Here is a 26,234-nt window from a genome sequence, read left to right as displayed (position 1 = left end):
CGGTGAGTGGAATGTTCCGCCCAACGGAATGCGGGGCTTGTCCCCGGGCCCGGATCGGGCGGACGCTGCGGGCCATGCTCTCCGAACGCGTCGCCCTCGTCACCGGCCCGGCCCGAGGGCTCGGCCAGGAATTCGCCGTCGCGTTGGCGGCCGCCGGTCATCCGGTGGCCGGGCTGGACATCGCGGACATGTCCGAGACCAGGTCCCGGGTGGCGGCGGCCGGCGGCCGGTTCCGGGGGTTCTCCGCCGACGTCACCGACGAGGAGGCCGTGAACCAGGCCGTCGCCGCCGCCGCGGAGGCGTTCGGCGGCCTGCACATCGTGGTGAACAACGCGGGCATCTACCCGCCGATCGAGTTCGAGAAGACCACGCTCGCCGAATGGCAGCGGATCATGCGGCTCAACCTGGACGGGCCGTTCCTGGTCAGCCGCGCCGCGTTGCCCTTCCTGCGGGCGGCCGGGTGGGGCCGGATCGTCAACATCGCCTCCGCGGTGGTCTTCCTCGGACCCCCGGACCTGGTCGCGTACACCACGTCCAAGGCCGGCCTGATCGGCTTCACCCGGGCGCTGGCCACCGCCGTCGGCGCCGACGGCATCACGGTCAACGCGATCGCGCCGGGGCTGACCGCGACCGCCACGGCGACGGCCACGACCGGCGCGGAGGGCGGCTTCGAGCGGGTCCGGGCGCTGCAGGCCGTGCCCCGCACCGGCCGACCGGACGACCTGGTGTCGACGCTGCTCTACGTCTGCGGCGAGGGCAGCGGGTTTCTCACCGGGCAGACGATCAACGTCGACGGCGGCTCGGCCCGGCACTGATGAGTCGAACCATGAAGCCGGTGGACGCCATGCTGGCGATCCTGCGCGACGAGGGCGTCCGGCACGTGTTCGGCAACCCGGGCACCACCGAACTGCCGCTGCTCGACGCGCTCGCCGCCGCCCCCGACCTGCGATACGTGCTGGGTCTGCAGGAGGCCTCCGTGGTGGCGATGGCCGACGGGTACGCCCGGGCCACCGGCCGCCCCGCGTTTGTCAACCTGCACGTGGCGGCGGGGCTGGCGAACGGGCTGATCGGACTGCTGAACGCCGGTCGTTCGCGTACCCCGCTGGTCGTGGTGGCCGGTCAGCAGGACCGCCGGCACCTGCTGCAGGACCCGATGCTGTCCGGCGATCTGGTCGGGCTCGCCCGGCCGGTGGTCAAGTCCGCGATCGAGGTGCAGCAGGCCTACGACCTGCCGGTGGTGCTGCGCCGGGCGTTCGCCGAGGCGGTGCGCGCCCCGGCCGGGCCGGTGTTCGTGTCGGTGCCGATGGACCTGCTCGCCGAGGAGGGCCCGGTCGCGGTGCCGGACCGGTCGGCGCTGGCCGGTCCGGGCGCGGCGGACGGCCTCGACCGGGCCGCGTCGCTGCTCGCCGCGGCGGCCGCACCGGTGATCGTGGCGGGCGACGGCGTCGGCCGCGACGGCGCGGTGCCGGAGCTGGTCGCGCTCGCCGAGCGGCTGGGCGCGCCGGTCTATCACCAGCCGATGCACGACGGCGTCGACTTCCCCGGCAACCATCCGCTGCACCTGGGCATGCTGCCGCCTCGGCACGACGCGATCCGGCAGGCGCTGCGGCCCTTCGACCTGGTCCTGATCGTCGGGTGTCACGCCTTCATGCCCCACCACTACACGCCCGGTGCACCGATCCCGGACGGCGCGGTCGTGGTCCAGCTGGACGTCGATCCGGCCGAGCCGGGCCGCAACTTCCCGGTCGCCGCGGGACTCTGCGGCGCCCTCGCCCCGACCCTGGCCGCGCTGACCGAGCTGGTGCCGGAGCTGCCCGACCGGCTGGCGGCGGCGGCCGGCCGGATCGCCTCGGCGCGGGCCGAGCGCGACGCCGAGGCCGTCCAGCGGTACGGGCCGGCGCCGCTCGACCCGCTCGCCGCGATGCACGCGCTGGCCGCCGGGCTGCCCGCCGACGCCGTGGTGGTGGAGGAGGCGATCACCGCGGGCATCGCGTTGCGCTCGGTGCTCCGGCTGGACCGGCCGAAGTCCTACGTGCACACCGTCGGCGGCGGCCTGGGCTGGGGCATCGGCGCGGCGGTCGGCACCGGGCTCGGCGATCCCAGCCGCCCGGTGGTGGCCGTCCTCGGCGACGGCAGCGCGATGTTCGGGCTGCAGGGCCTCTGGAGCGCGGTCCGCTACCGGGTGCCGGCGACGTTCGTGGTCGTGAACAACGGCGAATACCGCACGCTCAAGGACACCCTGGACGGGACGCCCGGCCGGTCGGGGCGCGCCGGCCGGTACGTGGGCCTGGACATCCCGGGACTGCACTGGCCGGCCGCCGCGCGCCTGTTCGGTCTGGCGCACGTCCGGGTCGACCACGCCGACGAGTTGCGGGTGGTGGTCGGCGCCCCGCGCACGGAGCCGCTCCTGGTCGAAGTGCCGACCACGCCGCACGCCACCGGCCCGTGACGGCACTTGCCCGCGAGCACGGCGCGGGCGACGATCAGCGGGTGCCTTCGACGGAGATTCCCAGGTCGGTGCTCGCCCGGGGACTCCGCCTGCTCGACGCCTTCCGAGCCGACGACGTGGACCTGCCGCTGCGGGTGCTGGCCGAACGGGCCGGCCTGCCGAAGGCCACCGCGCACCGTCTCCTGGCCGAGCTGGTCGCCTGGGGCGGGCTGGAACGCAGCGGCCGTGGCTACCGGCTGGGCATGAGCCTGTTCGTGCTGGGCCAGCGGGTGCCCCGCCAGCGGGAGCTGCGTGACGCGGCACTGCCCTATCTGGAGGACCTCTACGAGACCACCCACGAGAACGTCCACCTGGCCGTGCCCTCCGGCACCGACACCCTGTTCCTGGAGAAGGTGAGCGGCCGCCGGTCCACCCCCATCGTCTCGCGGGTGGGCGGCCGGCTGCCGGCGCACTGCACGGCGACCGGCAAGGTGTTCCTTGCCTTCGGCGTGCCGGACGGCCTGCGCACGGTGTGCGAGGCGGGGCTGGCCCGGCTGACCCCGCGCAGCATCGTGATGCCCGGCCTGCTGCGCGAGGAGCTGGAACGCGTGGTCCGGCAGGGCTACGGGATCAACCGCGAGGAGGCGGAGATCGGCGTCTCGGCGGTGGCCGCCCCGGTCTTCGACCACCGCCGCCGCGTGATAGCCGCGATCTCGATCACCGGGTGGGCGCAGCGCCTGGATCTGGAGCGCCTCGCGCCCGCGGTCCGGACGGCGGCACTCGCGTTGTCCCGGGAGCTGGCCCGCGACAGCGCCAACGGCACCCTCCGCCTGCCCGGTCCAGGCAGCACGACCTGACCCTCCGCCCGCCCGCCGTGCAGTAAGCGACCGGTAATCACGTGCCGCTAGCTTGACCGGACAGCGTCGGTCTCGGGCAAAGGAGCACTTCAGATGGCACGTACGACGATGCGGAAAGTGAACGCCGCGCTGATGGCCGCCGGGCTGGCCGCCGCCGGCCTGACCCTCACTACTCCCGGCACCGCCCAGGCCGCGGCCTGCACCGCCAGGATCTACAACGACGTCGAGTGGCACTCCGGCGACGGCGGCCGGGCCAGCGTGGTGGCCACCTGCGAGCGGACGGTCGTCCGGGTGAAGATCGACGTCGCGGGCGGACCGGACACCGGCTGCAAGAACGTGAGCGAGACGGCGACCTTCTCGTACCACGGATATCACCCGGCCGGCCACGCCCGGGCCCGCGGTGTCAAGAACTGCTGACAACGAACGGATGGGAGATGTCATGCCCCGCCAGTACGCCAGCCGGGACCTCAACGGCGAGACCCCGGAGTTCGACGACCGCATCTCGTCCCTGAAGATCACATCGGCCTACTGCGGCGACATCTCGGCCATCGGCAGCCGTCGCACCAGCTGATCCGGCGCCTCGCCGTGATCTCCCTCCGCCCGGCGCTGACGTGGACGTGGACGATCGGGGCCGTCCTGTTGCTGACGTCCTGTTCGGACCCGCCCACCGGGTCGACCGACCTGCAGATCATGAACGCCTGTCTCAGTCCGCACGGCATCTCGGCCACCGTGGACAACGGTCGCTACCGGCTCTCCGGAGAGGTGAACAGCATGCAGGTGGCGCTGGACTCCGGGTGCCGGGAGTTCCTCGCCGACCGGATGGACGAGGACTTCCGCGCGCAGTTCGACGAGGTGGACCGGGCCGTGGCGGACTGCCTGACCCGCCACGGCGTGCCGGCCTCCCATACGCCGGGCAAGGGCATCGACCTGCGTGATCAGAGCGAGCCGGCCAATGCCGTGCTGGACCGCTGCTTCGACGAGGCGTACGCGCGCTTCCGCAGTTGACCGCTTTCCCGGCACACCAGCACCGCCCGTCGTGGCGTGAGAGAACGGATACCCCTGGGGATGGCGATGTCTCGATCGAAGGCCGGTGGCCTTCGCGCCACGATGGTGCGCCTGCTGGTTCCCGTGCTGGTCGGCGCGGCGCTCGTGGTGCTGCCCCCGGGAGCGGCGCAGGCCCGGGGCCAGGTGGTCGTCCCGAGCGCCGGCCTCGCCGTCGCGGGCGAGTACATCGTGGAGGTCCGGCACGGTGCCGCGGTCGACGCGGCCGGCCTGTCCGCCACCGCGACCCGCCTCGCCGCGGCCCACCACGGCACGGTGCGGCGGGTCTTCGGTGCGGCGTACTTCGGCTTCCTGGCCCACCTGGACCCCGACGACGCGGCGGCGCTGGCCGCCGATCCCGACGTGAAGCTGGTCCAGCAGGACCGGAAGGCCACCCTCGACAGCGTCCAGCCGAATCCGCCGTCGTGGGGACTGGACCGGATCGACCAGCGTGCGCTGCCCCTGGACAAGTCCTACACCGCACCCGTCGGCGCCGCCACCACGAAGATCTACGTCCTGGACACCGGGGTATGGCTGGACCACGCGGACTTCGGCGGCAGGGCGAGCCTCGGCTACGACGTCCATGCCGACGACGGAGCCAGCGGTGAGGACTGCGTGGGCCACGGTACCCATGTCGCCGGTATCGCCGCCGGCGCCACCTACGGCATGGCGAAGCAGGCGGAAATCGTCGCTGTCCGGATCGCCGACTGCTTCCGCGTGTACACCGCCGCCGACATCGTGGCGGGGCTGAACTGGGTGGCGGAGCACGGCGATCCGCACTCGGTGGTCAACCTCAGCTTCAGCGTCGACTACACCGGGTCGGCACAGTCCCCGGTGGACACGGCGGCCCTCGCCGTGGTGAACAAGGGCATCACCGTGGTGGCGTCGGCCGGCAACAACTCGGGCGACGCCTGCAACCGCTCCCCGGCCCGGGTACCCGGGGTCATCACGGTCGCCGCGACCACGAGCACCGACCAGTTCGCCTCCTCGTCCACGACGCAGAGCAACTACGGCTCCTGCGTCGACCTGCTCGCGCCCGGCGAGTTGATCGCCTCCGCCGGCCACAAGACCAAGGTCGGACCGGTCACCGCGAGCGGCACTTCCCAGGCCGCGCCGCACGTGGCCGGGGCCGCCGCGATGCTGCTCGCCATGCATCCGCGGTGGACCCCCGCGCAGGTCTCCGCGTCCCTGATCGCCCGGGCCACGCCGGACGTCATCACCGGGGTGCCGGCCGGCACCCCCAACCGGCTGCTCAACGTCGGACCGCTGGCCGGCGCCGACGGCGGCGCGCTGCCCGACGGCGACCTCAACACCATGTGGAACACCTACGGCGACCAGGGCGGCCACTGGACCGGCGGCGACACCACGGTGTCGGTGGCACTTCCGGACGGGCGGATCGCCTGGCTCTTCTCCGACACGTTCCTGGGCACGGTCAACGCCGACCACTCCCGGCCGGCCGACACCCCGATGATCCACAACTCGATCGTGGTGCAGCAGGGCAACACGCTCAAGACGCTGACCGGCGGCACCGCCGCGCACCCCGAGTCGCTGGTGGGCCCGGCGCTGGCCGACGCACCCGCCGGCGACCTGGGCTACTGGGCCTACGACGGCACAGTCGAGGGCAACAAGCTCCGCGTCCTGTACAACCACTTCACCTCCAGCGGCTCCGGCGCCCTGGCCTATCGACAGACCGGCACCTGGCTCGGCACCTTCTCGTTGCCCGACCTCACCCTGGACAGCCTGGTCGACCTGCACGTCGGTGCGACCGTGGCCTGGGGCGCCGGGATCCTGGAGGACGGCGGATACACCTACATGTACGGCGTGGAGGGCGGCGCCGGCGTCAAGTACCTGCACATCGCCCGGGCGGCCACCGGGACCGTCTCCGGCGGCTGGACCTACTGGACCGGCAGCAGCTGGTCGACCAGCGAGGCGGCCTCGGCGCGGGTGATGAGCGGCGTCGACGGACTGAGCGTCGACAAGATCAACGGTAGTTACGTGCTGATCAGCCAGGACGCCGACGGGTTCTTCAGCTCCGACATCGTGGCGTACTTCGGCGAGAAGCCGACCGGTCCGTTCTCCGACAAGGCGTCGCTCTACACGGCGCCGGAGACCGCGGTGTCCGGCAACATCATCTACGGCGCGCACCTGCACCCGGAACTCGGCGCACCGGGCAAGCTGGTGGTGAGCTACAACGTCAACACGCTCCTGCCGCAGGGCAACACCGACGACGCGCGCATCTACCGGCCCCGGTTCATCGTCGTCACCCTGCCCGCACCGCCCGATCCCGCGGCCCTGCCGAAGCCGCCGACCCGGCTCACCGCGGTCTCCGACGGCCAGGGCGTCCGGCTGTCCTGGACGGCGTCGAGCACGGCCGGGGTCACCTACCGGGTGTATCAGCGCGACCTCACCACCGAGCAGACCCAACCGGTACGCACCGGCCCGCCGATCACCGGCACGACCACCGCACCGGGTCTGCTGACCAACGGCCACCGGTACGAGTTCTTCGTGACCGCGGTCAATTCCGGGGGTGAGTCACCGGGTTCCAACCTGGTCACCGCCACCCCGCAGGTCGCCGCGCCGACCGCCGCACCCACCGGGCTGACCGCCGTGGCCAAGCCGGACGGCTCGGCCGTGCTCTCCTGGACCGGTGCGGCCGGCGCCGGCTGGTATCGCGTCTACCGCAAGGACACCACCAACGAGGAGACCGGTTTCACCCTGCTGCCCGATCAGGTCTTCGCGACCACGGCGACGATGCGCGGACTGTCCTCGGGGCACGTGTACCAGTTCCAGGTGGTCGCCGTGAACACCGGTGGTGAGGGTCCGCCCTCGGCGCCGGCCTCGGTGACCGCCCAGCTGGCGCCGCCGCCCGCGCCGACCGGGCTCACCGCCCGGCCCAACGCCGACGGCACCATCTCGCTCTCGTGGACCTCGCAGGGCCCGTACATCTGGTTCTGGGTCTATCGCCGGGACGTCACCGCCGGCGAGAGCTTCGACCACGGCGAATACCCGGCCGTCACGAACACGCTGACCGCCGGCTACCTGACCAGCGGGCACACGTACGAGTACAAGATCACCGCGATCAACGCCGGCGGTGAGGGGCCGGCCTCGGTCACGGTGTCCGCGGTGGCGAAGATCGCCGTGCCGGCGGCCCCGACCAACCTGAAGGCGGTCCCCGGCAACGGTGAGGTCGCCCTGTCCTGGACCGCCCCCGCACCCGGCCTGTGGTACTGGGTGTACTACCAGGACACCACCGCGGGCGACGCGCAGCCGACCCGGGCCGCCTACCCGGTCAGCACCGGCACCAGCTTCACCGCCGGTTACCTGACCAACGGGCACGCCTACACGTTCTCCGTCACCGCGATCAACGGCGGCGGGGAGGGCGCCGCGTCGAACCGGGTCACCGTCACCCCGACCGAACCGCTCCCGGCGGCGCCGACCGCCCTGACCGCGGCCGCCCGTGGGGACGGCACGATCAAGCTGAGCTGGACCGGGGCGTCGCCCGACCTGTGGTACTGGATCTATCAGCGTGATGTGACGGCGGGGGAGGCCTTCGCCCCGCTGGCCTATCCGCTGACCACCGGCACGTCGTTCACCGCCGGCTCGCTGAAATACGGGCACCAGTACCAGTTCCAGGTCTCCGGCATCAACTCGGGCGGGGAGGGCCCGCGCTCCGCGACCGCCTCGGCGACGAGCAAGCTGGACGCGCCGACCGACCTCACCGGGGTCGCCACCGGCGACGGATCGGCCCAGCTGTCCTGGAGCGGCCCGAGTGCCGACACCTGGTACTGGCTGTACTACCGCGACGTGACCACCGGCCAGACCTTCCAGAAGGCCGGCTACCCGATCACCGACACCACGTTCACCTGGTCGGCCACGGTGAGCGGGCACACGTACGAGTTCAAGGTCTCCGCGATCGGGGCCGGCGGCGAGGGCAGCGCCTCCACGCCCGTGCGGGTCACCGTCCAAGGAGGCGCGCCGGCGGCACCGACGTTGAGCGGCACGGCCGGCAACGGCAAGTTCACCCTGTCCTGGACCGCGCCCGAGGCCGGCGCCATGTACTGGATCTACAAGCGCTGCGTCGGGTGCGGCGAGACCAGGCTGGTCCCGATGGCCTATCCGGTCAGCGGCACCACGAGCTTCGTCGACACCGCCGTGGTGAACGGCTACGCCTACCAGTACCGGGTGTCCGCGGTGAACAGCCACGGCGAGGGCGCGTGGTCCAACGCGGTGTCCGGCACCCCGTTGCCGCCGCGGCCGGCCGCGCCGGGCGGGATGACCGCGAAGACCAGCGACATGACCATCGTCCTGGACTGGACCGCGCCCGCCTCCGGGCTGCTCTACTGGATCTATTCACGGGACGTGACGGCGGGCCAGTCCGACTTCACCCGTTCGAAGTATCCGACCGACAAGACCACCTTCACGGTCACCCCGCTGACCGACGGGCACCGCTACGACTACTACGTGACCGCGGTGAACGTGGCCGGGGAAAGTGCCAAGTCCGCCACGGTGAGCGGCACCCCGATGCCCGGCCGGCCGACGGGTCTCACCCTGTCGAACGTCGGCGGCACCTCCGTCGACCTGAAGTGGACGGCGCCCAGCCCGGGCGGGGTCTGGTACTGGATCTACAAGCGGGACGTGACCACCGGGCAGGGCTTCACCCGGCTCGAGTACCCGTCGTCGACCACCGCGTTCACCGCGCAGTACCTGCACCACGGCCACACGTACGAGTTCTACGTGGCGTCGATCCGCGGTGACGGGGAGAGCGACGGCTCCAACACGGTGCGGGTCACGCTCCAGCCGCCGGACGGGGCATCAACCTGCGACAACGTGTACAGCAACTACCTGACCAGGCCCGAGGGCCTGCTCCCCGCCCCGATCCCGGTGCTCGGCGGGCGGGTCCGCTACGAGCAGCGCTCCGACATGCTGCTGCGGGCCTGCCTGATCTACGGCCCGACCGGGAACACCCGCAAGGTCACCGTGAAGATCAGCTGGAACACCAGCAACTACGAGCTCAACGAGGGGTTCTTCTGGTACTTCCTGGTCGACTGCACCACCGGTCAGGAGGTCAAGCACGACAACTACTTCACCTACGACCGCGGCGCCACCAGTGGCACCCGGGAGTTCAGCTACTACGTGGACCCGAGCCACTACTACCGGGCGTACGCCACCGGTGACGGCAGCATCCAGTTCGGGCCGGCCGGCACGCTCGGTGTCGACAGCAAGTTCGCCGGCTGGCACCCACCGACCGGCATCCGGAAGCTGGTGCCGTCGACGAACTGCATGTGACCGCCGCCCGCCGGCCCCGGCACGTCGCCGGGGCCGGCGGGCCGAGCCGGGCAGTGCGGCCGAGGCCCAGACGACCCGTCAGAACGGCGGCGCCGCCTTGGACGCCACCGAGGCTGCTGCCCGGCCGCCCTCCGCGCGGCCGACCAGTATTCCTCCGCCTGCTCAGCCCACCTGCCACTTCAGCGCCAGTCGAAGTGTTCACGATGCAGGTTGCGGCTGCGCACGCCGGCGCGACGGAAGCGGCGTACGAAGGAATCGACCATCTGCGCGGGCCCGCAGAGGAAGACCGACAGCCGCCCGGGGTCGGTGTCGACGGTGTCGAGGACGGCATCGGCGGTGAGATACCCGCTCGTGGTGGTGTCGTGCAGATGCACCCGGAGCCCGGGGTGGGCCTCGGCGAGGGCGGTGATCTCGTCGGCGAACGGGGCCTTGCCCTGGGCGCTGTAGAACAGGTCTACCTGGGCCGGTCCGCTCTGCTGGTCGAGGGCGCGCAGCCAGCTCAGGAACGGGGTGATGCCGATGCCCCCGGCGATCCAGATCTGCCGGTCGGTGCCGCGGGACCGGTCGAAACGGCCGTGCGGCCCGCCGACCACTGCCGGCATGCCCGGCCGGACGAGGGTCTGCATGCGGGTGGTGTCGTCGCCGAGCGCCTTGATGGTGAACCGCAGGAACCGGTCGTGGGGTGCGCTGGAAATGGTGAACGGATGGCGCCGCCACCCGGCGCCGGTTTCCAGGAACAGCATGGCGAACTGGCCCGGTGTGAACACGATCGGCCGGCCCAGCGCGGTCAGGGAGATCTCGGTCAGGCCCGGTCCGACCGTGGTCACCGCGGCGACCTGATAGTCGTGCAGCGCCGTCAGATGCCGGGCGACGATCTCCCGATAGAGGTAGAAAGCCAGGCCGGTACCGCCGGTGATCAGGTAGCTCCAGTGCAGCACCACGGAGCCGAACATGGTGCCGTCGAGCAGGCCGTGCACGAACGCCGCGGCCAGGAACAGGCCGGTCAGCCGGTGCAGCGCCCGCCAGCGCTCGTACCCACCGAAGATCCAGCGGCACACGGCGAGCACCCGCCGTGCCACGGGGACCGCCGTCACGCGCTCGGCGGTGCGGGCCAGGTGCGGGCCGATCCAGGGCAGCATCGTGCGCCAGCGCGGCGCGATCGCCCATGCCGCCAGCGCGAGCAGGCCCCACACCCCGGCCTGGGCCAGCAGGCCGCCGACCTGCTGCCCACCGCCGCCCGGTGCGGGTGCACGGTGCCCGGAGGAGAACATCACGTGCGGCGCCAGCAGCACCAGGCCGGTGACGGAGAGCCGGCGGTGCCAGATGGCGGCCCGGTCGATCCCGTCGAACCATGTCTCGACGACCGGCAGCAGCGAGATCAGCGCCATCGCCAGCGACATGAGCAGCACGGCCTCGGCCCCGGCGAGCTGACCGGCGAACGACGCCCAGCCCCCGTCCGGCGGACCGACGACGATCCAGAGCACCGCGAACCCCACGGCCAGCGCGCCGGCGCTGAGCGGACCCAGGTAGCGGACCGGTGGTAGCAATGATCTGATCGGACTCTCGCCCGGACGTGCGTCAGCACTCACCGTCACAGGATCGCACCACCGGTGAAGTACGGTCGCCGAGACACCGAAACCGTGCGTAACGCGCCGCCGCGACCCGTGGTTGATGGAGGTCACAGCCGAGAGGGTCCGGCCCGGACCGTCGGCTGCTCAGCCGACGTCGGTGACGGTCAGCCGGCCGTCCTCCGTGCCGCAGATCAGCGTCTCCGCGACGGCTGTGCAGCCCTGTGGGCCGACGGCGTCGACGATGCCGCGCCACTGCAACCCGCCGGTCGCCAGGTCGATCCGGCCGGCCGTGACGCGGCTTCCGTCCGGGGGGATCGGGCGCAGGTAGTACGCCGGGACGGAGCGGATGGCGTCCCGTACGGCGGTGCCCGCGCCGAGGGACACCATGACGGTGCCCGTGACAGTGTCGATCAGCGCATACCTTCCGTGGTCGGCGCTGTCGACCAGCGCCCTGTTCTGCCCGGTGACCGGTACGGCGTCGACGAAGCCCGCCGCACGCCAGCGGACGGTGCCGGTGCCCGGATCAAGTCCGACGGTCGCGCTGCCGTCGGTGAAGCACAGCACGACGCCGCACGCGCGGGCCGCCGGCCCGGTCACGATCTTGTCGGTTGCTGACTGCGCGTACCGCCAGCGCTGTCGCAGCGTGTCCAGGTCGTACGCGGTCACCACCGCCCGGTCCGTCTCCAGCCGGTTGACGAACAGCAGGCCGGACTCGACCACGAGGCCGTTGCGGACGGGCACACCGCTGTTGTTGTCCACGTGGCCCTGGGACAGCAGAGCACCGTCGCTCAGGCGCAGCATCTGGAGCCGGCCGTCCGGGGTGGCGGCCACGATCCGCTGCCGTTCCGGGCCGACGACCGCCCAGGACTCGTCACCCTCGATCGCCCGCGACCAGATCCGGCCGCCGTCGGCCATCCGTACCATGCTCAGCGTCCGGTCCGGCTGCGTGAGCAACGCGGTCCCGGGCGTCGCGGACACGACGTCACCGGGCAGCCGCCACATCTCCGCCCCGGTACGCGGATCGAGCGCGGCGGTCCCCTGGAGCAGAATCGGGACCAGCACCGCACCGGGCACCCGGGCCGTCATCCGGCCTCGCGGCATCGGCAGCCCCTTCGACCACCGGACCTCCCCGCTCCCCAGCTCGTACGCCGTGACCTGGGAACCCGCGTTGATGGACTGGACGAACACCGTGTCGCGGTCGGCGTCGACGAGGCTGGTCGACGTGAAGGCGATGCTCCACCGGGGCCGGATCACGGTGGACCCGGGGACGGCCGAGCCGGCGAGCGTCGCAGCACAGAGGACCGCCACAGCGACCGCCCGGCGTGCGACGACGCGGTGATGGAGGCGGCGTCGTGCGGGTGCGGGCACCGGCGCGGCGGAGCCGGGATCACCCAGCTCGATGATGGTCATGACGACCTCATCTCCTCATCCAACACCCTGTGGGTGCCGAAATGGCTCAGGCGTCGATGGTGACCACCGGGGTGTGCCGGCTGACCGCCCACTCCAGCGCCTGCCGCAGCGGGGGCATCGGCAGGGGGCGGCGGTATCCCAGGGATGCCGGAGCGGCATCGCACCCATCGGTGGACGATAGATCCCCGGGTGTGCCGAAATGAGCCGGGCCGGGGCGCTTTGTCATGGTGGCGGCGGCGTGACGCTGATGGTCACGGGGCCGTCAGCAGCTCGCGCCATCGCGCCTCGGTGTACCGGAACGGCTCGGTCATGGCCAGGAACTTCAGCACGGCCGCCGCGATCTCCTCCGACGCGGTCAGATGGGGATAGTGGCCGGCGCCCGCGACCTCCGCCAGCTGCGGACCGGTGAGCAGCCCGGCCACCGTGTGGTGGTGCTGGGGCGGGATCACCCGGTCGTCGGTGCCCCAGGCCAGCAGGACCGGCAGGTCGGTCAGGAACGCGAGGGTCTCGGTGGCGCTGACGGTCTGACCGCGCCAGTTGATCACGTTGCGGGCGGTGCGGACGAAGGTGCGGCGGTGGCCGGCGTTGGTGAGGCGGTGCAGGTCCTCGGCGACCGGGCCGGCATCGGGATGGGCCAGGAAGGCGGGTACGGCTCTGGTCACGTACTCCAGGAAGCGGCGGGTGAACGGCTCCGGGAAGCGTGCCAGCAGGGCGACCACCGCCTTCGCGCCCGGCAGGGTGGAGAAGCGCAGCATCGGGGTCAGCTGGGGTCCCAGGCCGCCGCTGCCGATCAGGGCGAGCCGGTTGGTGCGTTCCGGGAAGTGGAAGGCGAACTGCAGGGCGATGCCACCGCCGAGGCTGTGCCCGACCAGGGTTGTCGACCGCAGGCCGAGCGCGATGAGCAGGTTCCGGAGCCCGACCGCGTACGCGCCCAGCGAGTAGTCGCCGGCCGGCGGGTCCGACTCGCCGTGACCCGGCAGGTCGGGTGCGACGACGGTGTGGGTGGTGGCCAGGGAGTCCAGGATGCCGTTCCAGGTCTGCCGGGTGCTGCCCAGCCCGTGCACCAGCAGCAGCGGCTCGCCCTGGCCCGCCGTGGTGTAAGCGACGTACCGCCGGCCGATGCGGGCCCGGCCCTCGGTGCGGACGACGGCCGGCGGATCGGGTGTCTGAGGACGGTGGGATGGTTCGGTCCAGGACATCGCTCCCCCTCGCACAAGCGCGGCACCTCACCGTCACACGGGCCCGCGGGCAGCGGCCAGGGCCGGACGGCCGCGGAGATGACGACCCAGGACCCTGCCTGACGGGAGCCAAAGACTCGGGTCCGTCCGGGTCGCGCGGGCCCTGCACCTCTCCGCGGAGGAGAGGGACATGCCGCCGGCGTACGGGACCCGTGACGCGCATCCGGTGACGGAGAAGTAATCCGGGTTTCGCGATGAGTATTGATCTCGTTCGCTCCGGGTGATTGAGTGGCTCGCGCAGGTGACGTAGGTCACTGATCATTCCATCAGGCCCCGGAGGGGTTCCATGACGGCGAATCGGTATCGGCCACCGGCCTGGCCGCCTCCCTCTGCCTATCCGCCCCCGCAAACCTATCGGCCCGGTCCGACGCCGCCGCCGGCGTACCGGCGGCCCGCTCCGCAGCACGGCACGGGCGAGTGGCAGACCATCCGCGACCGCACCGCGCCGCGCCGGCCGGCCCGCGTCCGGCGTGCGGACGCCAGCCCGTGGAACTGGCTGCTGCTCGTACCGATCGTGCTGCCGTTGATCCCGGGTCTGTACAACCGCATCGAGCCGACCGTGTTCGGGATCCCGTTCTTCTACTGGGGTCAGCTGTCGTTCGCCTTCCTGGCCAGCGGGGTCCTCACCTTCCTGCACCTGAAGGTGCGGTGACGAGGGCCGGTGACGGACAAGCAGATCATGCAGCTGACGATCTTCCTGGCGGTCTTCGGCGCGGTGACGATGCTGGGCTTCGCCGCGGCCCGGTGGCGGCGGCCCGACTCGATCCACAGCCTCGAGGAGTGGGGCCTCGGCGGCCGTGCGTTCGGCAACTGGGTGACGTTCTTCCTGCTCAGCGGTGACGTCTACACGGCGTACACGTTCGTCGCGGTGCCCACCCTGGTGTACGGCGTCGGCGCGGCCGGGTTCTTCCCGGTGCCGTTCCTGGTCATCGTCTACCCGATGCTGTTCGTGGTGCTGGCGCGCTTCTGGTCGGTGTGCCACGTGCACGGCTTCGTCACCCCGGCCGAGTTCGTCCGCGCCCGCTTCGGCTCGCGCAGCCTCGGCACCATCATCGCCGTGCTCGGCATCGTCGCGACCATGCCCTACATCGCCCTGCAGCTGATCGGCATGGAGGCGGTGTTCGAGGTGATGGGCCTGCCCAAGGGCTGGCCGCTCACTGTGGCCTTCGCGGTGCTCGCGCTCTACACCTTCAACGCCGGGCTGCGCGGCCCGGCGCTGGTGTCGATCATCAAGGACGCGCTGGTCCTGTGGACGGTGCTGGCGGTGATCATCATCGTGTCGATGACACCGGGCCAGTGGGACGTGGTCTTCCGCATCGCCCAGGACAAGTACGCGACCAGCCCACGCACCGACGACGGCCTGCTGCTCGCCCCGCAGAACCAGCTCAACTACGTGACCCTGGCGCTGGGCTCGGCGGTCGCGCTCTTCCTCTACCCGCACACGCTCACCGGCGTGCTCGCGGCCCGCAACCGCGGCACGCTGCGCCGCAACCTGGCGGCTCTGCCGCTCTACACCCTCACCCTCGGCGTGCTCATGCTGATCGGTTTCGCCGCGGTCTTCGACGGTACGAAGGCAGTGGGCGGCAACGGCAACACCGTGGTGCCCCAGTGGTTCGCGGAGAACACCCCACCCTGGACGGCCGGGCTGGCCTTCGCGGCCATCGGCGTCGGCGCGATGGTCCCGGCGGCGATCATGTCCATCGCCGCGGCGAACCTGTTCACCCGCGACCTCTACCGCCAGTACATCCGCCCGCACGCCTCGGCCCGGGAGGAGACCTACGTCAGCAAGACGGTGTCGCTGACGGTCAAGTTCGGCGCCCTGCTGGTCATCCTGCTGCTCAACACCCAGTTCGCCATCGACCTGCAGCTCATCGGCGGTGTCCTGATCATGCAGACCCTGCCGGCGGTGGCCCTGGGCCTCTACACGAACTGGTTCCACCGCTGGGCGCTGGCCGCAGGGATCGGCGCCGGCCTGGCGGTGGGTCTGCTGATGCTCTACCAGGTGCCCAAGTACGCCGGTGACGGCCAAACGGTGGTGCGCGAGCACCTCGGCGGGTCCGCGTGGCCGCTGAGCAACCTGGGCATCGACAGCGACGCCTCAATCTACGTAGGAATCGTCGCCCTGGCGGTGAACCTGCTGGTGGCGGCGCTGCTCACCCCGGTGCTGCGCGGCGCGGGCGCGGCCGACGGCCGCGACGAGACCCAGGAACGCGACTATGTCGCGGACGAGGGAGACCCGACGGTACGCCGGATGGTGGAGATCCTGGACGGCGAGCCGGTCGCCGACCGGGCCGAGCAACCGGGTTCGCTGTTCACGCCGGTGTCCCGCCGGTCCCCGGGCGATGGGGTCAGAACCAGGTGACCGCACCGGCGCGGCCGGCCCCGCCGGGGTCCGGGTGGGGCCGGCCCGGCTGGTCAGGCGGCGGTGTCGCGGTGGGTCACGAAGACCAGGCCCTGTGTCTGGCGGGCCGGGTCGTAACCCAGTACCCGCACCAGGTGCCCGGGATTGGCGTCATGGCAGGCGTCCAGTTCGTCGAGGACCACGTCGGCGTCCTGGACGCCGAACAGCGGCAGCTTCCACATCGACCAGTACGCGGTCGGCGACGCCGACGGGGCGGCGTGTTCGACGGCGGGAATCCAGCCGGCGGCCACGATGTGCTGCAGTTGCCGGCGGACCTGCGCCCGGCTCAGCGGCGGCAGGTACGAGAACGTGCCGTACCGCTTGGTTGTCGGAGCATCCACGGCAGCCTCCTCAGGCATTGGCGAGCTTGTCGACGATGTCGAAGTCGAAGCGGACGTCGCCCCAGGTCTGCAGGGCGGCGTGGAGTTCCGGGCTGTGCCCGGCCGCCTCGCGGAGCACCGCGTCGCCGTCGCGGTCGAGGTCGCGACCCTCGTTGCGGGCCAGCACGCACGCCTCGACCGCGACCCGGTTCGCGGTCGCGCCGGCCGCGTTGCCCCACGGGTGGCCGAGCGTGCCGCCGCCGAACTGCAGCACCGAGTCGTCGCCGAAGATGGACACCAGGGCCGGGATGTGGCCGACGTGGATCCCGCCGGAGGCCACCGGCAGCATCCCGGGCAGGTGCCCGAAGTCCTGGTCGAAGAAGATGCCCCGGGAGCGGTCCTCGGCCACGGACGGCTCGCGCATCAGGTCGATCCACCCCAGGGTCGCCTGCCGGTCGCCCTCCAGCTTGCCGACGACGGTTCCCGAGTGCAGATGGTCGCCGCCGGCCAGGCGCAGCGCCTTGGTGAGCACCCGGAAGTGGATGCCGTGCCGCGGGTTGCGGTCCAGCACGGCGTGCAGCGCGCGGTGCACGTGCAGCAGCATGCCGTGCCGGCGGGCCCAGTTCGCCAGCGAGGTGTGCGCGGTGAACCCGGCGGTCAGGAAGTCGTGCATGATGATCGGCATGCCGAGCTCGCGGGCGAACTCGGCGCGGGTGAACATGTCCTCCACCGTCCCCGCGGTGACGTTGAGGTAGTGACCCTTGCGCTCCCCGGTCTCCTGCTCGGCCTGCCGCACCGCCCCCGCCACCGCCTCGAAGCGGTCCCGCCACCGCATGAACGGCTGCGAGTTGATGTTCTCGTCGTCCTTGGTGAAGTCGAGGCCGCCGCGCAGGCATTCGTACACCGCACGGCCGTAGTTGCGCGCCGACAGGCCCAGCTTCGGCTTGATGGTGCAGCCCAGCAACGGCCGGCCGAACTTGTCGAGCTTGTCGCGCTCGACCCGGATGCCGTTCGGCGGGCCGCCGCAGGTGAGCACGAAGGCCAGCGGGAAGCGGACGTCCTCCAGCCGCAGCGAGCGGATCGCCTTGAAGCCGAAGACGTTGCCGGCCAGCGAGGTGAGCACGTTGACCACGGAGCCCTCCTCGAACAGGTCGAGGGGGTAGGCCACGAACGCGTAGAAGGCCTGCGGGTCGCCGGGCACGTCCTCGATCCGGTACGCGCGGCCCTTGTAGTGCTCCAGATCGGTGAGCAGGTCCGTCCACACGGTCGTCCAGGTGCCGGTGGAGCTCTCGGCGGCGATGGCCGCGGCGGCCTCCTCGCGCGGCACACCCGCCTGCGCCACCACCTTGAAACAGGCCAGCAGGTCGGTCTCGGCGGGACGGTAGCCGGGATCCCAGTACGTCGCGGCGTACGCCTGCACGCCGGCCTCGTACATCTTGCCAGGTGCCGTCGTTGTCATCGGCTTCTCCTCATCGCGCTTCTCAGGCGGCCCGGCGGCTCTCCACGAGCCGCTGGATCATCGGGGTCAGGATCAGTTGCATGGCGATGTCGAGCTTGCCGCCGGGGATGACGATGGAATTGGCCCGCGACATGAAGCTGTCGTGGATCATCGTCAGCAGGTACGGGAAGTCGATGCCGCCCGCGTCCCGGAACCGGATCACCACGAGCGACTCGGACGCGGCCGGGATGGTGCGGGCCACGAACGGGTTCGAGGTGTCCACGGTGGGCACCCGCTGGAAGTTGATGTCCGTCTTGGCGAACTGCGGCGTGATGGTGCGGACGTAGTCCGGCATCCGGCGCAGGATCACGTCGGTGACGGCCTCCGGCGAGTACCCGCGATGCCGGCGGTCACGGTGCAGCTTCTGGATCCACTCCAGGTTGATCACCGGCACCACGCCGATCTTCAGATCGCCGTACGCGGCCAGGTCCACCGTCGGCGTGACCACGGCACCGTGCAGGCCCTCGTAGAACAGCACGTCGACGTCGGGATCGAACGGCCGCCACGGGGTGAACGTGCCGGACGGGCAGCCGTAGGCGCGTGCCTCGATCTCGTCGTGCACGTAGTGCCGGGTGCGACCGGTGCCCTTGGCGGCGAACTCCTCGAACGTGCCGCCGAGCTCGTCCAGCAGGTTCGCGTCCGGGCTGAAATGGCTGAAGTGGGGGTTGCCGCGGGCCTCCGCCTCGGCGATGGCCACCTGCATGCCGTCCCGGTCGTAGCGGTGGAAGGCGTCGCCCTCGATGTACGCGGCGTGCACACCCTCCCGCCGGAAGATCTGCACGAAGGTGTTCTTCACGGTGGTCGTGCCGGCCCCCGAGGAGCCGGTGACCACGATGATCGGATGGCGGATGGACACGGGTTTCTCCTGTCGAGGTCAGGACCGGAACAGGCCACGATGGGAGAACAGCGGGGAGTCCTCGTGCCGGGCCGGCGCCCCGGCCAGGTAGCGGTGCACCCGTTCGACCTTGGTGCGGGAGCCGAACACCAGCGGCGTGCGCTGGTGCAGGGCGCCCGGCACCAGGTCGAGGATCGGCGTGTGCCCGTCGGTGGCGGCGCCGCCCGCCTGCTCGCACAGCTGGGCGACCGGGTTCGCCTCGTACACCAGGCGCATCCGGCCGTGCCCGTACGGCGCGCGGCTCTCCGCGGGGTAGAGGTAGATGCCGCCGCGGGACAGGATGGCGTACGTCTCGGCCGCCAGCGAGGCGAACCAGCGCATGCTGAAGTCGCGCTGCCGGGGGCCGCTGCTGCCGCTGACCAGGTCGGCGACGTAGGACCGGATGCCGCGGTGCCAGTGCCGGGCGTTGGCGGCGTTGATCGCGTACACGGCTGACTCGGGCGGGAGCTGCAGCCCGCGTCGGGTGCTCGTGAAGCCGGCCGGGCCCAGCACGTACCCGTCGGTGCCGTGCCCGAAGGTGAGCGCCAGCACGGTGGCCGGGCCGAACAGGATGATGCCGGCGGCCAGGTGCCGCCGGCCCGGCTGGAGCAGCCCGCCGCCGACCGCGTCGGTGACCGGCAGCACCGAGAAGATGGTGCCGACCGGCGCGTCCATGCCGAGGTTGGCCGGCTCGTCCACCGCGACCAGGGTCACGACGACGCTGCCGCCGCGGGTGACGGGCACCGGCGCGGCCTCGCCCGCCATGCCGACGGCGGCGACGTCGGCTCCGGTGACCGCATCCCGGTAGAGGGCGCGGGCCCACGGCTCCAGAACGCACGGCTCGGTGGTCCGGGTCGCGATCTTGCGGGCCAGCTCGGCGCTCGCCGCGGCCAGCCGGGCGACGACATCGGCGGCGGCCGCGGCGGGCCCGCTGCACCTGCCGTGCGCGGCGAGATCTCCGATCAGCGTCGGTGCCAGCGGAACGTGGGGGACGGCCATGACCGAGTGTGTGCGCAGCCCGTCGGTAAAGCCAAGGCACGCTTTTCTGCGAAGGAGGAAAGCAAAACTATGCTTCGGTCATGAAGGACGTAACGCTCCGTCAGCTGGAATTCCTGGCCGAGACGGTGGAGGCCGGGTCGCTCGCCGGGGCCGCCGCCCGGCTGCATCTGACCGGCCCGGCGATCGCCCAGCAGCTGCGCCGGCTCGAGCGAGCGGTCGGGCAGCCCCTGCTGGAACGCGGTCCGAGCGGGCAGCGCCCCACCGACGCGGGGCGGCTGCTCATCGAGACCCACCGGCGGGTGCGTGCCGAACTGTCCGCCTGCGACGACGGGCTGCGGGCCCTGCGTTCGGCCGAGGCGGGCCGGGTCACGGCGGGTGTGGTCAGCACCGCCCAGTACTTCGCGCCGTTCCTGCTCGCCGCGTTCGGTCTCGCGCACCCGGGGGTGCGGGTCGGCCTGGTGATCGGCAACCGGGAGGAGATCGTGGCGCGCCTGGACGACTACACGGTCGACCTGGCGATCATGGGGCGCCCGCCGCACGGGCTCGAGGTGGAGCACCAGGTCTTCGGCGACCACACGTACGTGATCATCGCTTCGCCGCGGCACGGCCTGGCCGTGCCCGGACGACTTCCGTTCGCGCGGGTGGCCGAGGAGACGTTCCTGGTCCGCGAGCCGGGCGCCGGCACCCGGCTGCACTTCGACGCGCTGTTCGACCTGGCCGGCCACGAGCCGACGATCGGCATGGTGCTGGACTCCAACGAGACCATCAAACAAGCGGTCATGGCCGGGTTGGGCCTCGCCCTGATCTCGGCGCACACCATCGCCGCCGAGGTGCACGACGGCCGCCTGACCGTGCTGGACGTGGACGGCCTGCCGATCCGCCGGCACTGGCTGCTGGTGCGGATGGCCAGCCGGACGATCGGCCCGACCACCCGGGCGCTGTGGAACTTCGTCTCCCTGACCGGCGCCGACTACCTGCCCACGTTGGAGGGCTGAGGCGGGCCTTCGCCGCCATGCTCACCGGCGTGCCCGGAGACCGGCTCGGCGGGCGTCTGCCAGGTCAACGCAGCGCGTCAGCTACCTCCGGAGTGCGGGTCTCGGCGGGCCGCTTCCACGAGGCGGCGGAGGACCTCCAGGCGGAGCTGATCGTCGAAGGAGCCGCCCACAGCCGACGTTGCCCGATAGCACGCCAGCCAAGCCGCCTCGCCCGGATCTTCGGCGAGCGCGGCCAGGACAGCCTGCACACCGTGGAATCGATAGAACGCAGCCTGCATCTCGTCCGGCGGCGTCGCGGGGTCGTCCCGCACCGCGGCGTACCGATCAGCGAGCTCGCCGAGGCGGGGGCGCAAACCGTCGGCATCGGCGCGGGCGGTCAGGGCCTCGGCCACAGCCGGTTCGTCGGTGATGGCCGTGTGCCGGGCGACCAACCCCGCGGTGAGTGCGGCCAGCAGTGGCAGGTCCGCCGCCTCCGGACCGGCGAGGAGCACACCTAGACCCGCCAACGCGGGGTGGTTCGCGAAGGTTCCGGGCACGAGCGGCGAGACCTTCGGATCCAGCCGTACGGCGGGGAGCGGCCCGTCGAGCATCAGGTGTACGCCGGTGATCTGCTCCGCCGACGTCAGCGCCGCCGCGGGATCGGTGGTGACCGAGGAGGTGAGTCTGCCGTTCGCTGCCTTGCGCAGGCGGGCGCGGCCGGTGGAGTCCCAGACCGCGCTGACCGCCTCGCCTCCGGTGCTGAGCCCCGGCAGGATGTCGAGGCGGGCGCCCTGGTAGCCGTTGGGCTCCAGCAGCACAGTCCAGGAACCGGAGTGGTCGAGCAGCGCCAGGCCGGTGGCCGCGGCAGCCGGGAAGTCGACGGGGGCTTCCTCGGTCATGAGCAGCGCGATCGCGGTCAGGTCACCGCCCCGGACGTACGTGATGCAGCAGCCGGCGGTGAGGAGGTCGCGGGGCAAGGTCATGGGCGACATACTCTCAATCGGGAGGTGCCATGCCCGGCAGTCTTGAGGATTCCGTGCTGGTCGAACGTCACCTGTTCGCGGTGGTGGACGTCGATGGCAGCGATCCGCCGTGGCCGGGTGGGGTGGTGCCGCCGGACGAGGCGGTGTGGGTGTTGCCCGGCAGAGTGGACTTCCGGAGTGTGGGTGAGGATCACGTCGTCGCCGTGCGGTTCGAGTCCTGGGATGGCGAGCCGGGTGAGCCGGATGCAGAGTGGACCGAGCTGGATGAGGTGACCGTGGTGCTCAGTTCTGGGAGCGTTCAGCTGTGGGCGCTGACCGACGGGCCGTCGAGTCGGACGTTCACCGTGGGGCGCTCCGGGGCGTACCGTCTGCGGGTTTTTGTCCGGGGCACCGACGAGGTGCTGATCGCGCAGCTTGAGGGAACCGAGATCCCCGACGGCACCGAGCAGTACCTGCTTCGTTTCCGGCCTGCCTGAGCCGCAGTGGGGCGCCGCGAGCGGCCGGAGCCGCCCGCGGCCGGTGCGGATCACTCCGCGCCGTCACCACAATCGATCGTGTCGTCCGGGATGACCGGGACGCCACCCGGTGGTTCCGGTGCCGAGCCCTCGGCGCCGAAGATCCGGACGTAGAAGGCGTCGCCGTCGATGATCCGGTCGGCGCTGAACCACGAGCCGAGCCGCCGGCCCGCCTCCTGGTTGTCCGGCGCCGGGATCGGCCGGACGGCGTACTGGCCGGTCGCCGCGCCCTCGGCGGTGCACGCGAACGGGTACTCGTCACAGTCCTGGCCCAGGTCCGCGTAGCCGGGCCAGCGCTGGTTGCAGTACCGCACGGCGGTCGTGCGGTTCAGCTTGCGTTGCGTCTTGTTCTTGAACATGCGGTGCAGCGGCTCGGCCGCCGACCCGCCCGGCAGGTCCTTGCCGGCGATGATGGGCTCGGTCTGCGCCGGGAAGTTCTGCGCGTTGTAGATGTTCCAGGCCGAGTACTTCACGTCCTGGTCGTTGACGTCGTAGGACAGCCACGGATCGGTCAGGTTGAAGATGGAGCCGTTCTTTTGTGCCAGGTACCACGCCGAGTCGAAGCGCACCTGCGTCGACGGTCCGTCGTCGGAGAGTGTGCGTTGCGGGAAGCGGAACCGGGCCTCGGTGTCGAAGGTGCCGTAGGCGATCTGCTCGCCGGCGGCCTCGGACGGCTCGTTCGCCGGTGAGAAGTAGTACAACGTGGACTCACCGTCGTTCTCCCACTGCTGGGGCGTGCGGGTGACCTCGTCGGACGATGTCACGCACGACCCCGCCGGGTTGCCGTTGCACTCCGCCTCGAAGGTGAAGAAGCCGGCGTCGGCTGTGCCCCAGGAGCCGACCTGGTCCAGGATGGGCATCATCTCGACGTTGCGCAGCCCGTTGTAGGCCACCCCGATCAGCGTGATCCGGGCCGAGAAACCGCCGACGGGGATGCACACGAAGCCCACGCACCGGGCCTGCACCGCGCCGTAGACGCCCAGCCAGCAGTACGAGAAATGGTTCTTGATCCATCCCTGGTCGCGGCCCGAGAGCTCCGAGTTCTCCCGGCACTCGGCGGGCGTGATGTCGTCCGCGACCAGCGCGTCGGTGTCCCCGGCGAACCGCTCGCTGCGCGTGCCGTAGGTGGCGCCGTCGGCGAGGGCGCGCCGGTGGCTCTCCGCCGGCCCGGGCGGCGGTGCCTTCCGGGTGGCGGACTTGACAGCCGCCAGCTTCTGCTGGACGGCGGGATCGGTGAGGTCCTGGGTCGGGTTGCCGTGCTTGTCGAGGTATTCGGGGCCGGTGAGCAGGTACGAGCTCGTGACAAGTGTCTCGGTAGGCGCCTGCTGCGGCACCGCGGCCCGGGCCGGCGCCCCGAGCGCCGGCACCAGGATCAGGGCCGAGACGGCCGTCAGTAGCAGTCTTCTCTTGCGCATGTGGATCCCCGTTCTGTGTCCGCATCGCATGGCTTCCGGCGGCTCGTACGTCCGCCGGGTGCGGGGACAGGGGCGATCGGGGGCTCGTCAGCCCCGTGCGCGACATCTCAATTCCCCCGTCCGCCGCTGATGTCAACCGCGGCGGAAACCATGCCATCATGGATATTTGTCAATGGCATCGGATGATCAGACATAGATTTTGATCGATAAAATGAGTCACGCTACGGGGTTGCGCGGTCCTCGCCGCGCAGCGGCCCGACCCTGCAGGAGGCGTTGCGGCGGGCCACCGAGCCCACGTCGCCGATGACAAACGGAGCATCTGGGGCAACCTGGTGCAATCGGTCCGCGAGACCCGGGCTGGGGCTGGTCACCCACCTCACCCTGCACGAACTGGCCGTCGCGGCCCCGGCATCGTGGTCGCCGCCTGGGCAGGTCGTGTCCGTCTGCGAGAACCCCAGGTCATGCAGGCCGCCGTACGAGCAGGCAGCGGTGCGCCCCTGCTGTGCCTGTCCGGCAACCCGGCGAGCGTGGGTAGTCAGTTGTTGCGCCACCTGGTCACGGCAGGCGTTCCGGTCCGGTACCACGGTGACTTCGACTGGCCCGGGGTGGCCATCGCCGGTCGAGTGATCCAGCAGGGCGCCCTGCCGTGGCGGATGGCCGCGGACGGCCACGCTGTCGAACCGACCCGGAAGCCGCCCAGCGGGGCGGCCATCACCCGCGGGCTTCCCGGGTGAGCTCGAAGACGGGATGACGGGCGGCCTCGGCGATGAATTCCTCGACGGGGGCGTCGAGCGTGGCGTGGAAGTACCGGCGGGTCGGCCTGGCCAACGCGATGTACTCCTTGAGGACCGGGCCGGCCTCCTCCGCGGAGACCTCCCGCACCGTGCAGTCGAGGTGCTGTCCGCGCCGGCGCAGCACGACCCGGCCCGCCGCGCGGGCGTTGAGGACCCAGGAGACCGGACCGTACGGGGCGACCAGCCAGCGGCGCTCACCGTGCTCGACGAGCGTGACCGGGGTGGTGCGCGAGCGGCCGGTCTTCCGGCCCGTCGTGGTCAACATGTAGGAGTGCGGCACGACGCCGGCGCGGATCAACACGCTGATGGTCGCGTCGCCGATGCGACGTGCGCGGGTCATCCGGAACGCTGTCCGGTCCCGGTCGCCGTTCCCTGTGCTGTCCATGACCTTCCCTCCGGAGACGCCCATCCATACTGTCGGCCGCCCGATCAACCATCTCATGGGGATGCGATGACACCGTGATCGCTGCGTCGCGGTGTGCTGCCCAGCGTGGCCAGTTCGACGGCGCGGGCCACGTCGCCGGCCGTGATGACCCCGGACAGCCGGCCGTCGACAGCGACCGGCGCCCACCGGTGATCGCCGGCCAGCAGGGCCGGGGCCGCGTCCACCAGCGGCGTGCCGGGGTCGAGCACGCTGCCCGGGTCGATCGGCGCCTGGACATCGCCGAGCCTGCGCCGGTCGCGGTCGCCGACGGGGACGCGGCCCAGCCGGGTGAGGCTGACCAGCCCGGTCAACCGGCCGTCCAGATCGAGGACCGGAAAGATCCGGTACGGGTAGCGGCACGCCACGTCGATGACGAAGTTGTTGATCGTCTGGTGGGTGTAACCGCACACCGCGGGTGTGGTCATCACGTCGCCGGTCCGGACGCCCGCCAGCGCGGTTCGCAGCCCCGCCTCGGTGGCCTCGGCCCGGGCGGCCGAACGCAGGAACCAGCCCAGCAGCACCAGCCACAACCCGCCTACGTTCGCGATGAAGAAGACCTCCAGCAGGCCGAAGCCGATCAGCAGCCCACCCAGCAGCACCCCGGCCCGGCCGGCGGTGCGCCGGGCGGCGGCCCGGTCGCCGCTCCGCCACCACAGCGCGGCGGCGAGCACCCGCCCACCGTCCAGCGGCGTGCCGGGCAGCAGGTTGAACACCCCGATGGTCGCGTTGACCACCGCCAGCCAGGACAGCGCGGTGACGATCAGCGAGCCGGCGCCCCAGGCGTGCGCGGCGGCGGCGCCGGCGGCGAACACTCCGGCCCCGGCGAGGCTGACCAGCGGTCCCACCACGGCGATCAGCAGGTCACCGCGAGCGTGCGGCGCCTCGCCGTCCAGTTCCGCGACCCCGCCGAGCAGCCACAGGGTGATCGCGCGCACCCGGATGCCGTAGTGGCGGGCGACCAGCGCGTGCGCCAGCTCGTGGGCCAGCAGCGCGGCCAGGAAGACCACCGCGACGATCACCGCCACGCTCCAGTAGCCGGCCGCCGGATACCCCGCCGACCCGCCGGGCAGCACGACCATCGCCAGACCCTGCACCAACAGCAGCATGATCACCAGAACGGACCAGTGCACCCCGATCGGGATGCCTGCGAACCGGCCCAGCCGTACCGTCTGGCGCATCGCCTTCACCACCTCGCCTGGGAGGTGT

The 26,234-nt window shown here is 71.6% G+C and carries 23 protein-coding genes; 12 read left to right on the top strand and 11 right to left on the bottom strand.

Annotated features, from left to right (window positions below; genetic code table 11):
- Window positions 1–74: 74 nt before the first annotated feature.
- From ACIBQZ_RS27800 to ACIBQZ_RS27770, 7 genes are all read left to right on the top strand, one after another.
- Complete coding sequence (locus ACIBQZ_RS27800) at window positions 75–815, top strand: SDR family NAD(P)-dependent oxidoreductase (protein WP_396091734.1); 741 nt, start codon at window positions 75–77, stop codon at window positions 813–815.
- 11 nt (window positions 816–826) lie between these two features.
- On the top strand, window positions 827–2,449 hold the full coding sequence (locus tag ACIBQZ_RS27795; RefSeq protein ID WP_396091733.1) for a thiamine pyrophosphate-binding protein: 1,623 nt from the start codon (window positions 827–829) through the stop codon (window positions 2,447–2,449).
- Window positions 2,450–2,490: 41 nt separating this feature from the next.
- On the top strand, window positions 2,491–3,285 hold the full coding sequence (locus ACIBQZ_RS27790; protein ID WP_396091732.1) for an IclR family transcriptional regulator: 795 nt from the start codon (window positions 2,491–2,493) through the stop codon (window positions 3,283–3,285).
- A 93-nt stretch (window positions 3,286–3,378) separates the two neighbouring features.
- Window positions 3,379–3,702: a hypothetical protein gene (locus ACIBQZ_RS27785; protein ID WP_396091731.1), complete on the top strand. Its 324-nt coding sequence runs from the start codon at window positions 3,379–3,381 to the stop codon at window positions 3,700–3,702.
- 22 nt (window positions 3,703–3,724) lie between these two features.
- The gene (locus tag ACIBQZ_RS27780; protein WP_396091730.1) at window positions 3,725–3,856 is read left to right on the top strand and encodes a hypothetical protein; all 132 of its coding nucleotides are present in this window, start codon (window positions 3,725–3,727) and stop codon (window positions 3,854–3,856) included.
- Between the two features lie 14 nt (window positions 3,857–3,870).
- Window positions 3,871–4,290 carry a hypothetical protein gene (locus ACIBQZ_RS27775; protein WP_396091729.1) on the top strand — a complete coding sequence of 140 codons (420 nt, stop codon included), beginning with the start codon at window positions 3,871–3,873 and terminating at the stop codon, window positions 4,288–4,290.
- A 66-nt stretch (window positions 4,291–4,356) separates the two neighbouring features.
- Window positions 4,357–9,612: a fibronectin type III domain-containing protein gene (locus ACIBQZ_RS27770; RefSeq protein WP_396091728.1), complete on the top strand. Its 5,256-nt coding sequence runs from the start codon at window positions 4,357–4,359 to the stop codon at window positions 9,610–9,612.
- 179 nt (window positions 9,613–9,791) lie between these two features.
- Here ACIBQZ_RS27770 and ACIBQZ_RS27765 read toward each other — a convergent pair whose 3' ends face one another.
- From ACIBQZ_RS27765 to ACIBQZ_RS27755, 3 genes are all read right to left on the bottom strand, one after another.
- Window positions 9,792–11,159 (bottom strand): hypothetical protein, encoded by a 1,368-nt coding sequence (locus tag ACIBQZ_RS27765; protein WP_396091727.1) that lies wholly within the window; start codon window positions 11,157–11,159, stop codon window positions 9,792–9,794.
- A gap of 168 nt (window positions 11,160–11,327) precedes the next feature.
- Window positions 11,328–12,593, bottom strand: coding sequence for a PQQ-binding-like beta-propeller repeat protein (locus tag ACIBQZ_RS27760; protein ID WP_396091726.1), 1,266 nt, complete (start codon window positions 12,591–12,593; stop codon window positions 11,328–11,330).
- 251 nt (window positions 12,594–12,844) lie between these two features.
- Complete coding sequence (locus tag ACIBQZ_RS27755; RefSeq protein ID WP_396091725.1) at window positions 12,845–13,792, bottom strand: alpha/beta fold hydrolase; 948 nt, start codon at window positions 13,790–13,792, stop codon at window positions 12,845–12,847.
- 325 nt (window positions 13,793–14,117) lie between these two features.
- On the opposite strand from ACIBQZ_RS27755, the gene ACIBQZ_RS27750 reads away from it, so the two are divergent.
- Both ACIBQZ_RS27750 and ACIBQZ_RS27745 read left to right on the top strand, forming a co-directional pair.
- Window positions 14,118–14,483 carry a DUF3311 domain-containing protein gene (locus ACIBQZ_RS27750; protein ID WP_396091724.1) on the top strand — a complete coding sequence of 122 codons (366 nt, stop codon included), beginning with the start codon at window positions 14,118–14,120 and terminating at the stop codon, window positions 14,481–14,483.
- Between the two features lie 27 nt (window positions 14,484–14,510).
- Window positions 14,511–16,193, top strand: coding sequence for a sodium:solute symporter (locus tag ACIBQZ_RS27745; RefSeq protein ID WP_396091824.1), 1,683 nt, complete (start codon window positions 14,511–14,513; stop codon window positions 16,191–16,193).
- Window positions 16,194–16,246: 53 nt separating this feature from the next.
- On the opposite strand, the gene ACIBQZ_RS27740 is transcribed toward ACIBQZ_RS27745, so the two are convergent.
- The 4 genes from ACIBQZ_RS27740 to ACIBQZ_RS27725 are packed head-to-tail and all read right to left on the bottom strand — an operon-like array spanning window position 16,247 to window position 19,923.
- The gene (locus tag ACIBQZ_RS27740; RefSeq protein ID WP_396091723.1) at window positions 16,247–16,573 is read right to left on the bottom strand and encodes a ribulose bisphosphate carboxylase small subunit; all 327 of its coding nucleotides are present in this window, start codon (window positions 16,571–16,573) and stop codon (window positions 16,247–16,249) included.
- A gap of 10 nt (window positions 16,574–16,583) precedes the next feature.
- Window positions 16,584–18,011 (bottom strand): form I ribulose bisphosphate carboxylase large subunit, encoded by a 1,428-nt coding sequence (locus ACIBQZ_RS27735; RefSeq protein WP_396091722.1) that lies wholly within the window; start codon window positions 18,009–18,011, stop codon window positions 16,584–16,586.
- A gap of 22 nt (window positions 18,012–18,033) precedes the next feature.
- Window positions 18,034–18,906, bottom strand: a complete 873-nt coding sequence (locus ACIBQZ_RS27730) for a phosphoribulokinase (protein WP_396091721.1) — start codon at window positions 18,904–18,906, stop codon at window positions 18,034–18,036.
- Window positions 18,907–18,924: 18 nt separating this feature from the next.
- Window positions 18,925–19,923 (bottom strand): hypothetical protein, encoded by a 999-nt coding sequence (locus ACIBQZ_RS27725; protein WP_396091720.1) that lies wholly within the window; start codon window positions 19,921–19,923, stop codon window positions 18,925–18,927.
- A gap of 80 nt (window positions 19,924–20,003) precedes the next feature.
- On the opposite strand from ACIBQZ_RS27725, the gene ACIBQZ_RS27720 reads away from it, so the two are divergent.
- Complete coding sequence (locus ACIBQZ_RS27720) at window positions 20,004–20,918, top strand: LysR family transcriptional regulator (protein ID WP_396091719.1); 915 nt, start codon at window positions 20,004–20,006, stop codon at window positions 20,916–20,918.
- 77 nt (window positions 20,919–20,995) lie between these two features.
- On the opposite strand, the gene ACIBQZ_RS27715 is transcribed toward ACIBQZ_RS27720, so the two are convergent.
- Complete coding sequence (locus tag ACIBQZ_RS27715) at window positions 20,996–21,880, bottom strand: hypothetical protein (RefSeq protein ID WP_396091718.1); 885 nt, start codon at window positions 21,878–21,880, stop codon at window positions 20,996–20,998.
- A gap of 29 nt (window positions 21,881–21,909) precedes the next feature.
- Between ACIBQZ_RS27715 and ACIBQZ_RS27710 the strand changes: the two genes are divergently transcribed.
- Window positions 21,910–22,356: a hypothetical protein gene (locus ACIBQZ_RS27710; RefSeq protein WP_396091717.1), complete on the top strand. Its 447-nt coding sequence runs from the start codon at window positions 21,910–21,912 to the stop codon at window positions 22,354–22,356.
- 50 nt (window positions 22,357–22,406) lie between these two features.
- Here ACIBQZ_RS27710 and ACIBQZ_RS27705 read toward each other — a convergent pair whose 3' ends face one another.
- Window positions 22,407–23,810, bottom strand: coding sequence for a NucA/NucB deoxyribonuclease domain-containing protein (locus tag ACIBQZ_RS27705; protein WP_396091716.1), 1,404 nt, complete (start codon window positions 23,808–23,810; stop codon window positions 22,407–22,409).
- A gap of 461 nt (window positions 23,811–24,271) precedes the next feature.
- Between ACIBQZ_RS27705 and ACIBQZ_RS27700 the strand changes: the two genes are divergently transcribed.
- Window positions 24,272–24,544 (top strand): DUF2399 domain-containing protein, encoded by a 273-nt coding sequence (locus ACIBQZ_RS27700; protein ID WP_396091715.1) that lies wholly within the window; start codon window positions 24,272–24,274, stop codon window positions 24,542–24,544.
- On the opposite strand, the gene ACIBQZ_RS27695 is transcribed toward ACIBQZ_RS27700, so the two are convergent.
- Window positions 24,522–24,989, bottom strand: coding sequence for a nitroreductase family deazaflavin-dependent oxidoreductase (locus ACIBQZ_RS27695; protein ID WP_396091714.1), 468 nt, complete (start codon window positions 24,987–24,989; stop codon window positions 24,522–24,524). The genes ACIBQZ_RS27700 and ACIBQZ_RS27695 overlap by 23 nt on opposite strands.
- Before the next feature lie 53 nt (window positions 24,990–25,042).
- Window positions 25,043–26,206, bottom strand: coding sequence for a site-2 protease family protein (locus tag ACIBQZ_RS27690; protein WP_396091713.1), 1,164 nt, complete (start codon window positions 26,204–26,206; stop codon window positions 25,043–25,045).
- Window positions 26,207–26,234 lie beyond the last annotated feature (28 nt).

Origin of the sequence: Actinoplanes sp. NPDC049599 (genome assembly GCF_044465625.1) — a bacterium.
Taxonomy (GTDB): Bacteria; Actinomycetota; Actinomycetes; order Mycobacteriales; family Micromonosporaceae; genus Actinoplanes.
The sequence above is the reverse complement of the archived record's forward strand: the minus strand, read 5'-3'. Positions and strand labels throughout refer to the sequence as shown.

Bases quoted from the DNA above. Each gene is read 5' to 3' on its own strand.
- ACIBQZ_RS27800 (WP_396091734.1), top strand. From the start codon at position 75: ATGCTCTCCGAACGCGTCGCCCTCGTCACCGGCCCGGCCCGAGGGCTC.
- ACIBQZ_RS27795 (WP_396091733.1), top strand. From the start codon at position 827: ATGAAGCCGGTGGACGCCATGCTGGCGATCCTGCGCGACGAGGGCGTC.
- ACIBQZ_RS27785 (WP_396091731.1), top strand. From the start codon at position 3,379: ATGGCACGTACGACGATGCGGAAAGTGAACGCCGCGCTGATGGCCGCC.
- ACIBQZ_RS27780 (WP_396091730.1), top strand. From the start codon at position 3,725: ATGCCCCGCCAGTACGCCAGCCGGGACCTCAACGGCGAGACCCCGGAG.
- ACIBQZ_RS27770 (WP_396091728.1), top strand. From the start codon at position 4,357: ATGTCTCGATCGAAGGCCGGTGGCCTTCGCGCCACGATGGTGCGCCTG.
- ACIBQZ_RS27760 (WP_396091726.1), bottom strand. From the start codon at position 12,593: ATGACCATCATCGAGCTGGGTGATCCCGGCTCCGCCGCGCCGGTGCCC.
- ACIBQZ_RS27755 (WP_396091725.1), bottom strand. From the start codon at position 13,792: ATGTCCTGGACCGAACCATCCCACCGTCCTCAGACACCCGATCCGCCG.
- ACIBQZ_RS27750 (WP_396091724.1), top strand. From the start codon at position 14,118: ATGACGGCGAATCGGTATCGGCCACCGGCCTGGCCGCCTCCCTCTGCC.
- ACIBQZ_RS27745 (WP_396091824.1), top strand. From the start codon at position 14,511: ATGCAGCTGACGATCTTCCTGGCGGTCTTCGGCGCGGTGACGATGCTG.
- ACIBQZ_RS27735 (WP_396091722.1), bottom strand. From the start codon at position 18,011: ATGACAACGACGGCACCTGGCAAGATGTACGAGGCCGGCGTGCAGGCG.
- ACIBQZ_RS27725 (WP_396091720.1), bottom strand. From the start codon at position 19,923: ATGGCCGTCCCCCACGTTCCGCTGGCACCGACGCTGATCGGAGATCTC.
- ACIBQZ_RS27720 (WP_396091719.1), top strand. From the start codon at position 20,004: ATGAAGGACGTAACGCTCCGTCAGCTGGAATTCCTGGCCGAGACGGTG.
- ACIBQZ_RS27715 (WP_396091718.1), bottom strand. From the start codon at position 21,880: ATGACCTTGCCCCGCGACCTCCTCACCGCCGGCTGCTGCATCACGTAC.
- ACIBQZ_RS27710 (WP_396091717.1), top strand. From the start codon at position 21,910: ATGCCCGGCAGTCTTGAGGATTCCGTGCTGGTCGAACGTCACCTGTTC.
- ACIBQZ_RS27705 (WP_396091716.1), bottom strand. From the start codon at position 23,810: ATGCGCAAGAGAAGACTGCTACTGACGGCCGTCTCGGCCCTGATCCTG.
- ACIBQZ_RS27700 (WP_396091715.1), top strand. From the start codon at position 24,272: ATGCAGGCCGCCGTACGAGCAGGCAGCGGTGCGCCCCTGCTGTGCCTG.
- ACIBQZ_RS27695 (WP_396091714.1), bottom strand. From the start codon at position 24,989: ATGGACAGCACAGGGAACGGCGACCGGGACCGGACAGCGTTCCGGATG.
- ACIBQZ_RS27690 (WP_396091713.1), bottom strand. From the start codon at position 26,206: ATGCGCCAGACGGTACGGCTGGGCCGGTTCGCAGGCATCCCGATCGGG.